A 9,090-nucleotide genomic window follows, 5' to 3' on the forward strand; every position below is an offset into this window, starting at 1 on the left:
GTGGTGGCTGATGTGGAGTGGGAGCGGTTCGTTCCTGCGTTCACCAGTCGTCGTCCCAGCCCCCTGCTGACCAGCCTCCCCCACGCGGCGGAAGCGCTGGCCGCGCTCGACAGGCCGGGCCCCGGCACGCCGCATGAGGCGCACGGTTCCGGCGGGGGGCTTCCCGCCCTCGTCGAGCACCTCGCCACCCTGTCGCCCCAGGGGCGTACCACCGCGCTCCTGGACCACGTGCGAAGGGCCGCGGCCAGGGCCCTCGGGTATGCCGAGACCACCGCCGTCGCCCCCGACCGCGCCTTCCGCGACATGGGGTTCGACTCGCTCACGGCAGTGGAGCTGCGCAACGCCCTCCTCACCGACACCGGTCTGCGGCTGCCCGCGACGCTGGTGTTCGACTATCCGACCCCGGCCGTGCTCGCCCGGTATCTCGACGGCGCGCTGGCGGGAGAAACCGGCTCCGTCACGACCATGCTCGCCGAGGTGGAGAGCAGCATCGCCCGCATCATGAAGACGGATCCGGACCAGGACATACGGACCCTGCTGGGGACCCGGCTCAGGGCATTCCTCAGCGAGATGGAGGACACCGGCGCCGTCGACGGTGACTACGCGGGCGGCCCGGCTCTCGGCGACCGGTTGGACGATGCCAGTGACGAGGAACTGTTCGACCTCATCAGCCGCGAGCTGGAGCAGTAATGGCGCGAGCCGACGCCGGGAAGCCGTGAGTGGCAGGTTTCCCGGCGGTCGCGGGCGAAGGACGAGGTGATACGAGTCAGCGGCCGCACCGGAAGAGGTGCGGCCGCTGAAGACAGATGTGGTCGGATGCCACGGCGGACTTGCTGCCGCCGGGAGTGTGTCGTGCGTGTCCTTCGAGCGGTGGGGCGTCGCCTACTTGATGAATTCCGGCAGTACCCGCGGCGGCCACTGGCCCACCGTCAGCATCCCCATGGAGTGGGCGCGCGCCACGAGGGCGGCCCGGTTCGGCGCCTTGAGCTTCCGCAGCATGAGGCCGACGTGGTACTCGACACCTTGCCGGCTGAGGTAGAGCCGGGCGGCGAGCTGCACCGTGGAGGCGCCACTGGCGACCCCTTCAAGGACCCGCGCGTCCAGCTTGCTGAGCAGTGCCTCCCGGGAGCCGACGACGGCCTCGGGCTCGCTGCCCGTCGTGCCCTCGTCGGGCCGCACCTGCACGACGATCCCCGCGAGGTGCCCCGTGGTGTTCTGCACGGCGATGCCGGTCAGCTCGCCGGAGAAGGCCCGGCCCGAACAGCCCATGCCGACCATGCGCTCGGCGAAGCGGTTGGAGCGTCCCTCCGAGAGGCGGTTGAAGTGCCGGTTGAGCAGCGAGGGAGAGCTGGGGTGCAGCAGCTCGTAGAGATTCCGTCCACAGGTGTCGGCCGAGCTGCGGCCGAACTGGCGGGAAAAGGCGGGCTCCGCTGCCACGATGTGCATAGCGGTATCGATCTGTGCCGTGTATACGCGGCGGCAGTCCTCTCCGCGTGGGCGCACATCGTGCGGAGGCCGGTTGGGGGCTAGGCCAGGTTGCGATTCCGCCGTTCTGTCTCTGTTGTGCGAGGTGCCTTCTATTCGCGTGGTCAATGCGGCGCACCGTCTTTCTGCATTCCGATGTGGGGGGTTCGCCCCGAGGGATCTGAGCGGAGATGGTCAGTGCTGGATCGAGATCCGGCCTACCTGCGCCGATCGTGATCGCACCTGATCAACTGTGGTCGAGCCTAAGAATGCGCCTGCGGAGGGTCAAGCAAACTTTTGCGTGACTGCAAAACATTGTGGTTCGGTGGTTCGGTGGTGCGGTGGGCGGGTTGATATTCGGCCACGGTTGGCGTTTATCGCTGCTGCCCGTGGTGAGGGGGTTCACAGCGGCTGGTCGTCCCCGAGGGCCTTGAGCGCCTTGATGAGGTCGGAGCGCCCCGAAATGTCAAGTTTCCGATAGGATCGGGTCAGATGTTTCTCCACCATGCGTGACGACGTGCCCAGCCGGCTGGCGATCTCGGAGTTGCTGAGGCCGGCCGCGGCCAGCTCCGCGACCTTTCGTTCGGACGGCGTGAGCCGATGCCCCGCCTGTTCGGTGCCCTTCGAGTAGCCGCCCGTCAACTGCTCGCGAATGCTCTTCGCGAGACTGTGGACTCCGTATTCGGTGGCCAGCTCCTGTGCCCGTTTCAGGGCGGCGGTCCGCCTGGCGCGACCCGTTTCCTCATGGGTTCCCAGCGCGTACAGCGCACGACACAGCTCGTAGCCGTTGCTGCCCTTCTCCAGGACCGCGACGGCCTCTTCCAGGCACTCGGAGCTCTCCTGGCCGACGGTGATCCTGCCCAGGACCACGAGAGAGCGGCCGACACCGGCGGGCGCCCCCCAGACGCGGGATCGGTCCACGTCCGTCCGGGCCACGGCCAGGGCTTCGTCATGTTCGCCCAGCCGGTGGTGCATGAGGGCGGTGCCGGACGGCCACGGCAGGACGGTCGGGTTGCTCCAACCGATCTGCTCCGTGTGCAGGCCCGCCATCCGGTAGTGGTAGAGCGCGCCGCGGGGCTCGTTGCGCCGGGCGGCCAGGGAGCCGCGGGCCATGTGCAGCAGTGCCGTCAGGTACTGGTTCTCGGCGTCCAGCCGGTGATGGGTCAGAAGCCGCCTTGCCAGCTCCGGCTCGCCGGTGGCGAGCGCGACCCTCGCGAGAGCCCCCACGCACATGGTGGGCAGACCACTGGTCTCGGGACCCGCGAGGGCGTCGGCCCGCAGCACCTTGTCCCCGGCGTCGGCCGGATGCCCGTCGGCCAGCGCGACCACGGCCTGTTCGCACCGGATGACGGCCTGCTCGACGTCACCGCCCCGGCGCTGAGCCAGCCGGTACGCCTCGTGCAGCCAGCCGGCCGTGCCCTCCGTCCGCCCGGCCGCGGCCAGAACGGTCACGGCCAGCGGGATGGTGGAGTGGACGTGCTCGGGTGCGGGCGGTTCCTGTTCCAGGAGCCGGGCGGCAAGGCCCGCCAACCGGTCGGCGGGGGCGGCGTTGGCGAGGAAAGCTATGTACATCAGAGAGGTGACCAGCTCTCTTTCTCCTGTGGTGCCCAGCCGGGGAGACGGCCCGAGGTCGCGGAACCTGCGCAGCGCCCGCTTGATGTGCGCGGGGTCCTGTGCCGAGAGGATGTGCTCGTGTGCCTCCAGGCGCAGCATCAGTTCCTGCTCCACCCAGTCGTCGCTGTGGTAGCGGCGCAGTGTGTCGGCGACCTCGGCCCGGACGTCGTCGATACGGAAGGTCGGCGGGGCCATCTGCAGCGGCCCCAACCGTGCCACCGCGTCAGCGCGTTCCACAACCGAGTCGAGCAGGGGCACGGCCTCCACGACGTGCCGCACCGAGGCGGCGGTGGCGAAAGCGCGTTCGGCTGTCGCCAGGTCGACGAGCAGCCGGGCTCGGTCGCGCCCCGAGAGCGAGCCGTCCAGCAGAGCACGTCGCAGATATCGGGCCGAGTCCCGCGGCGAACCGCGACGCAGGGCGCTGTCCGCGGCGGTCCGCAGGATCCGCACCGCCCGTTGGCCCCGCAGGGTGCTCGCCGCCATGAACTGTTCCGCGGCGAGTTCGGCCGGATGGCCGGTGCGGTGCAGCAGTTCGGCAGCCACCTTGCGCATCGCGGTGCGTTTCTGGGGCGGCATGTGCTCTTCGAGCAGGTCCCGCAGCACGGTCCCCGAGGTGAGTCTGCAGGAGTGCGGATCCACGAGACCGGCGAGCCGTAACACGTCGATCGCCTCCGCCTCCTGTGCCTCGTCGACTGCGGCGAGGCATGCCACGAACCGCGAGTCCGCGACTGCGCCGAGCACGGTCAGCGCGTACGCCGCCCGCCGTACATGGTCCGGCTGCGACCGAAGGAACGCGGCCAGGCGCTGTCGTATGCGTTCTGGGCGCAGGGCGGCGACGATGGCGGCGTGCGCAGAGGTGGGACGCAGCCCCAGGTACTGCGCCTCGTCCAGCAGCGCCCGCAGCAACAGGGGACTGCCGCCGGAACGCGTGGCCACCGTCTCCACGAACGCCGCGTCGGCCGCGTCCCCGAAGCTCTCCTCCACCAGCGGGCGCACGCTGTCGAGGCCGAGCGCCGACAGCTCCACCGTCCGGTCTGCGGTCTCGTCCGCGGACGCGGGAGAGTCCTTGGCGGGCGTGAGCAGTTGTCGGACGTGCTGCCGGGTGCCACCCACGTCGCCCGGCAGCACGGAGAAGACGAAGAGGATCCGCTGCTGCCGACGCCGCGCCAGGGACACGGCCAGTGCCTGGAGCGACTCCGTGTCCGCCCACTGGAGGTCATCCACCATGAGCACCACCGGCCGGTCCGCGGACATGGAGCCCAAAAACGCGGCCAGCCACCGGGGCGCATGCCGCCGACACGGTGCGAAACACGAGGGAACCGCCGAGAGCTTACGGTCGGAGTCCGCCGACGGGCCGGACGGGATCGAGGACGACGCGCCCTCGGGCAATGAGGCGGCCGCGTCCCGCAGCCAGCGGTCGCTGCCGTTGCCCGGTCCCAGGGCCGAGTCCACCAGCTGCCGGACCACCCCGAGCCCGAAGTCTTCCTCGGCCTCCGAGGCCTGGGCCCTGAGCAGCAGTGCCCCCTGCTCACCAGCGAGCGCCGCCAAGGCCTCCAGAAACGACGATCTGCCCACGCCCAGAGGGCCGCGGACGACCAGGAGTGAACCCCGCCCGCTCCTGGCCCGGCGGAGAGCCTCGGTGGCCTGAGCCAGCTCCGACTCGCGTTCCCAAAGCATCGTACTGCTCCTCGGAATCGCCCATGCAGAAGAAATCCGGAATTGTCCCGGGGAGATGACCCACTTGTCCTTGAAATCTTGAGCGTCAGCAGACCATGGAGAGGGGGGTGTCAGCAAGGGAAAACGAACAGACGATCAAGCGTGATTCGAAAATACCCCTGTGTGTCAATTTGGGGGGTGAAAGTCCGAAAATCGATCGGTGTGCGCGGCCGGCCGGGAAGATGGTAGGTTCGCTTTTGTACCCTGGAGGGTCTTCCCTCTCGCGTGCCAAGGGAATGCCGAGGAATGCGCCAATGCATCGCGCGTAGACCCGCCCGCAATGAGCTGGAGGGGTTGAATCGCTTCGGGGGTGACACGGCGATCCCGTGGGCCGACGCCAATTCATCTGATAGCCCACTGCCTGACGAAAATGCGACAGCGGCTGGAACGGATACTGGACGGCCGAGGCGCGGACAACGGGATGACCGTCAGGTGCCTCGGCCTGAATGGCGCTATCGCTCGTGGGCGGCGGCCCCGTCCATTTCCGACATCTCCAGGGCGGTGCGCAGTTCCCGTCTCCCCGACAGGCCCAGCTTGCGGTACGCCGAGGTGAGATGGGCCTCGACCGTCCGCTGCGTCACGAACAGTTTCTCCGCGATCCACGCGTTGGACCTGCCGTCCGCCGCGAGGCGGGCCACCTGTGACTCGCTCTGTGTCAGCGCGTCCAGCCCCCGGGAGACCGGCTGGCGCGGCCGGGCGCCGGTGGCGAGCAGAGCGCGGTGTGCGTCGGCGTGCAGGGACCGGGCGCCGATGGCGTACGACTCCTCCCAGCCCTGGCGCGCTACCTGGCGGGCGGCCTGCCGGTATCCGAGCCGGTGGAGTGCCACCCCCCGGGCGACCCGTACCCGCGCCCGCAGCAGTGCCGCCCGGGTGCCCGCGAGTACCTGCTCGGCTTCCTCCAGCAGGGGCGGCCGCTCGTCCTCGGACACGGCCGCTGCCCACAGGCCGAGCCCCGCCCCGAGGACGCACGGCAGGTCCGCGGACCGGGCCGTGGCGACGGCCTCCTCGGCCAGTGCGAGGGCCGCGCGACTGTCGCCCAGGGCCAGATGAGCGTGCCCCGCCCAGTACCACCACGACGAGACGGCCGGGTTGGTGCGCTGCCACGCCGTCTGCCTGCGTCCGCACTCCAGGAGATCCTCCAGGGCCTGCTTCGGTTCCTGGCGCACCAGGTGCAGTCGGCCCCGGGCGCAGAGGAGTTCGTTCCACTGCCAGGAGTCCCGAAGCGGGTCGTGCAACTCCGCTTCCAGAGAGGCGAACTCCGCCGGATCTCCGACGTCGACAAGGGTGTGCAACCGGACGGACAGCGACAGCGCCCGTTGTGGGCTGCCGCGCTCGACCGCGGAGTTCCCGAGGGTGCCGGCGGTGGTGCGCAGGGCCGCGTCGAGGGAGCCGAGCCGCAGGTGGGCTTCCGCGCTGAGCGCGAGCAGATCGGGACAGGTACGGTCGAGCGGCGCGTCGGTGGCCTCGATCAGTTGCCGGCAGACGAGTTCGGCCTCATGCGGCCGATCCGCGTAGAGGAGCACGGTGGCGGCGCAGGCGAGGTGGCCGGGGGCGTCCGTGGCCGGTGTGCCGCGGCGGCACACCGTGCGGGCCGCGGCGAGCGAGTCCGCGACACGGTTCGCACGTGTCACCGAGATGAGTGAGCGGGCCGCGAGGAGGGCGCGCTCGTCGGGCGTTTCGCCGGACAGCGAGAGGTCGAAGGACGCGGTGCCGAGCAGCTCGGCGATGGAGGCCCGGTTGGCGGTGGCCGCCAGCAGCACCTGGGCCTCCAGCAGATGAGGGGCACTGCAGGCGGACAGGGACGCCGCCGCGTCGGAACGGTACTGGGCGAGCAGCTCCAGCGCGCGGGCCACCTGTCCCTGCCGGGTCAGCGTCCCCGTGAGCGCGCCGAGCGTCCGCGGCCGCAGATCGGAGTAGGGGGCCGACTCCAGCGCCGACGTCAGGTGGCGGATGCTTGCCTCCGGGTCCACCCACGTCTCCGCCAGGCCCAGTTCGGTCAGCAGGCCCGGGTCGCAGTCACTCTCGGTGCCCTCCGGCACGCACGCCCGCAGCAGCTCCACCGCTCGCTCCGGCGAGAGGTGGAGCATCGCCTCCCGGGCCGCCTCCCGCAGTACGACCCGCGCCCACGAGTCGGCCGCTGCCGTCGGCGCCCGGCGCAGGTGCTCGGCGACGTCCGCGGCGCTCTCCCCGCCGTCGTGCAGCAGCCGGGCGGCACGGCCGTGCGCGGCCGCGCGTTCCTCGTCCGACATGTCGGCGAGCACCGCGTTGCGTATGAGGGCGTGAGCGAAGCACCAGTTCGTGGTGTCGGCCGCGGTGATCAGCCCGAGGGAGATCAGGACGAGCAGCGAGCGGTCGAAGACGGAGTTGTCCAGATGGGCCAGCCGTGCGCATGTCTCCAGGGAGGCGCCGTCGCCGAGCACGGCCAGTGCCCGCGCTCCCTGGACGGTCGCCTCCGGCTGCCGGTGCAGCAGCCTTGTCACCCGCAGCCGCACGGCGGGAAGGTCCTGCTCACCCACCGGCGTGAAATAGTCGGCGGTGAGCGGGAGTTCCTCGTTCCGCAGCTCCATGAGGAATTGCGTCACCGTCAGCGGGTTTCCGTTGGTGGCGGCCAGACACGCGTCCTGGAACGCGGGGCCCGTCTCCACCCCGATGAGCTGCCGGGTGAGCAGACCGACACCGTCGCGGGTGAGTGGGCGCAGCCGCAGGACCTGGCACAGCGGGGACGCGGCCACCTCGTCGAGTGCCGGGACGTCGGTTCCGCCGCGCCGGGCGAGCACCAGGAACACCGGCAGTCCGGCCAGCCGACGGGCGGTGTGCGCGAGGAACCGCAGCGACGCGTGGTCGGCGTCGTCCGCGTCGTCGACGACGATCAGCAACGGTCCGCGAGCGGCCGCGGACCGGACACACCCGTGCAGTTCGGCCAGGACGCTGAAGGAGGGGTTGCCCGTATCCAGGTCGTACCACGACGGCGAGGGCGAGCCGGTCTCGATGTCCCAGCCACTGGGCATGCCGGGCCGAGGAGCCACGGGCAACCCGGCGGGTCCGCCGTCGTACAGCTCGGCGAGCAGGGCGAGCGCGGTGCTCAGGGGCAGGCGATGCCCCTCCCGCCCCTCCCGCCCCGCCCGGGTCCGCACGACGCGCAGATCCAGGGAGCGGGCCTGCGCTGCCAGCACGCACAGCAGGGTCGTCTTGCCGATGCCGTCCGGGCCTTCGAGGATCACCAGGGCGGGGGCGCCCGCCGCGGTTCGCCGCGCGAGCTCACCGAGGACAGCGAGCTCGCGCTCGCGCTCCACCGGCTTCGGGCGGGATCCGTGCGGCCGTGCCTCCGGAGAACCGCTCGCGCACGCGGTGGTCATCAAGCGTGTCCCTCTCTCCCGGAGTGCCCCCGACGCCACCGGGGCATCTGCGCCCAAACCTCGGACACCGTCCATGGAGACCACGGGCGGTGTCCGGCCGCATACCCGGCCAAGGTCATCTTCGCCTATACAGGCCTGGCAGATCTCCTAGTTCCAATAAATGGGAGGAACTTGAACTCTCCACAATTCCTTCGCGCAGCCTCCATGGGCGGCACTGTCGCTCGTGCCGCGGCGGGCAGCCGCGCAAGGCCGCACCGACGTGAGGCCCTCCGCTCCGCGTGTGACGCGGTGATCTCTTCCCGGCCGCCTCAGTCCCGGGCCACCGGCAGCCTGTCGACGCCGTAGTGCACGGCGCGGTCGCGCAGCGGCACCTCCTGGGCCGGCGCCGCCAGCCGCAGCGTCGGGAACCGCTCGAAGAGGCCCCGCAGCCCGATGCGCAGACTGGTCCGGGCCAGATGCCGGCCCAGGCACTGGTGGGCGCCGAAGCCCAGCGCCAGGTGCTTGCGGGGACACGGTGACGTCCAACTGGTCCGTGGCGCTGAAGACCTCCGGGTCACGGTTGGCGGCGGGCAGGGACAGCACCACGGTCTGGCCCGCCTTGATCGTGCTGCCGCCGATCCCGGCGTCCTCGATCGCGCACCGGCTCGACCCCATCTGGGAGATCGTCAGACAGTGCAGCAGTTCGTCGACCGCACCCGTTCCGTACAGCTCCCGCCGCTCGCGCAGCAGCCAGCGTCAGCTGTTCCGGGTGCTCGCGCGAACGTGCTCAGGGACAGCATGTTCGGCGTGGTGTCGGAGGCGCGAAGCGGGAGTTGAGTACGGGAAGGGACGACGGCCGCGGACGCCTCAGGCGCGGTGTACGAGCAGTGGCAGGTGGCGTGCGCCGAAGACGTTGGTGCCGTGCCAGGCGAGCCGTGCTTGCGGGTCCACGGTGATGTGG

Annotated in this window: 5 protein-coding genes and 1 pseudogene; 1 reads left to right on the plus strand and 5 read right to left on the minus strand. The window is 70.8% G+C overall.

Features of this window, described 5'->3' with window-relative positions; genetic code table 11:
- A partial coding sequence (locus AWZ10_RS45595; RefSeq protein ID WP_244172787.1) for a phosphopantetheine-binding protein occupies positions 1–690 on the plus strand: 690 nt, incomplete at its 5' end.
- A 192-nt stretch (positions 691–882) separates the two neighbouring features.
- Here the strand turns inward: AWZ10_RS45595 and AWZ10_RS45600 are convergent.
- From AWZ10_RS45600 to AWZ10_RS54945, 5 genes and pseudogenes are all read right to left on the minus strand, one after another.
- Positions 883–1,446: a helix-turn-helix transcriptional regulator gene (locus AWZ10_RS45600; protein ID WP_046709612.1), complete on the minus strand. Its 564-nt coding sequence runs from the start codon at positions 1,444–1,446 to the stop codon at positions 883–885.
- 420 nt (positions 1,447–1,866) lie between these two features.
- On the minus strand, positions 1,867–4,755 hold the full coding sequence (locus AWZ10_RS45605; RefSeq protein WP_060894173.1) for a helix-turn-helix transcriptional regulator: 2,889 nt from the start codon (positions 4,753–4,755) through the stop codon (positions 1,867–1,869).
- A 491-nt stretch (positions 4,756–5,246) separates the two neighbouring features.
- Positions 5,247–8,150: an AAA family ATPase gene (locus tag AWZ10_RS45610; RefSeq protein ID WP_159058615.1), complete on the minus strand. Its 2,904-nt coding sequence runs from the start codon at positions 8,148–8,150 to the stop codon at positions 5,247–5,249.
- A gap of 308 nt (positions 8,151–8,458) precedes the next feature.
- Positions 8,459–8,707: a hypothetical protein gene (locus AWZ10_RS54940; protein ID WP_052769629.1), complete on the minus strand. Its 249-nt coding sequence runs from the start codon at positions 8,705–8,707 to the stop codon at positions 8,459–8,461.
- Between the two features lie 37 nt (positions 8,708–8,744).
- A pseudogene (locus AWZ10_RS54945) lies at positions 8,745–8,804 on the minus strand (hypothetical protein); the annotation flags it as partial.
- Between the last annotated feature and the right edge of the window lie 286 nt (positions 8,805–9,090).

Origin of the sequence: Streptomyces europaeiscabiei (assembly GCF_001550375.1) — a bacterium.
Lineage (GTDB): Bacteria > Actinomycetota > Actinomycetes > Streptomycetales > Streptomycetaceae > Streptomyces > Streptomyces europaeiscabiei.

Bases quoted from the DNA above. Each gene is read 5' to 3' on its own strand.
- AWZ10_RS45610 (WP_159058615.1), bottom strand. From the start codon at position 8,150: ATGACCACCGCGTGCGCGAGCGGTTCTCCGGAGGCACGGCCGCACGGA.
- AWZ10_RS45600 (WP_046709612.1), bottom strand. From the start codon at position 1,446: ATGCACATCGTGGCAGCGGAGCCCGCCTTTTCCCGCCAGTTCGGCCGC.
- AWZ10_RS45605 (WP_060894173.1), bottom strand. From the start codon at position 4,755: ATGCTTTGGGAACGCGAGTCGGAGCTGGCTCAGGCCACCGAGGCTCTC.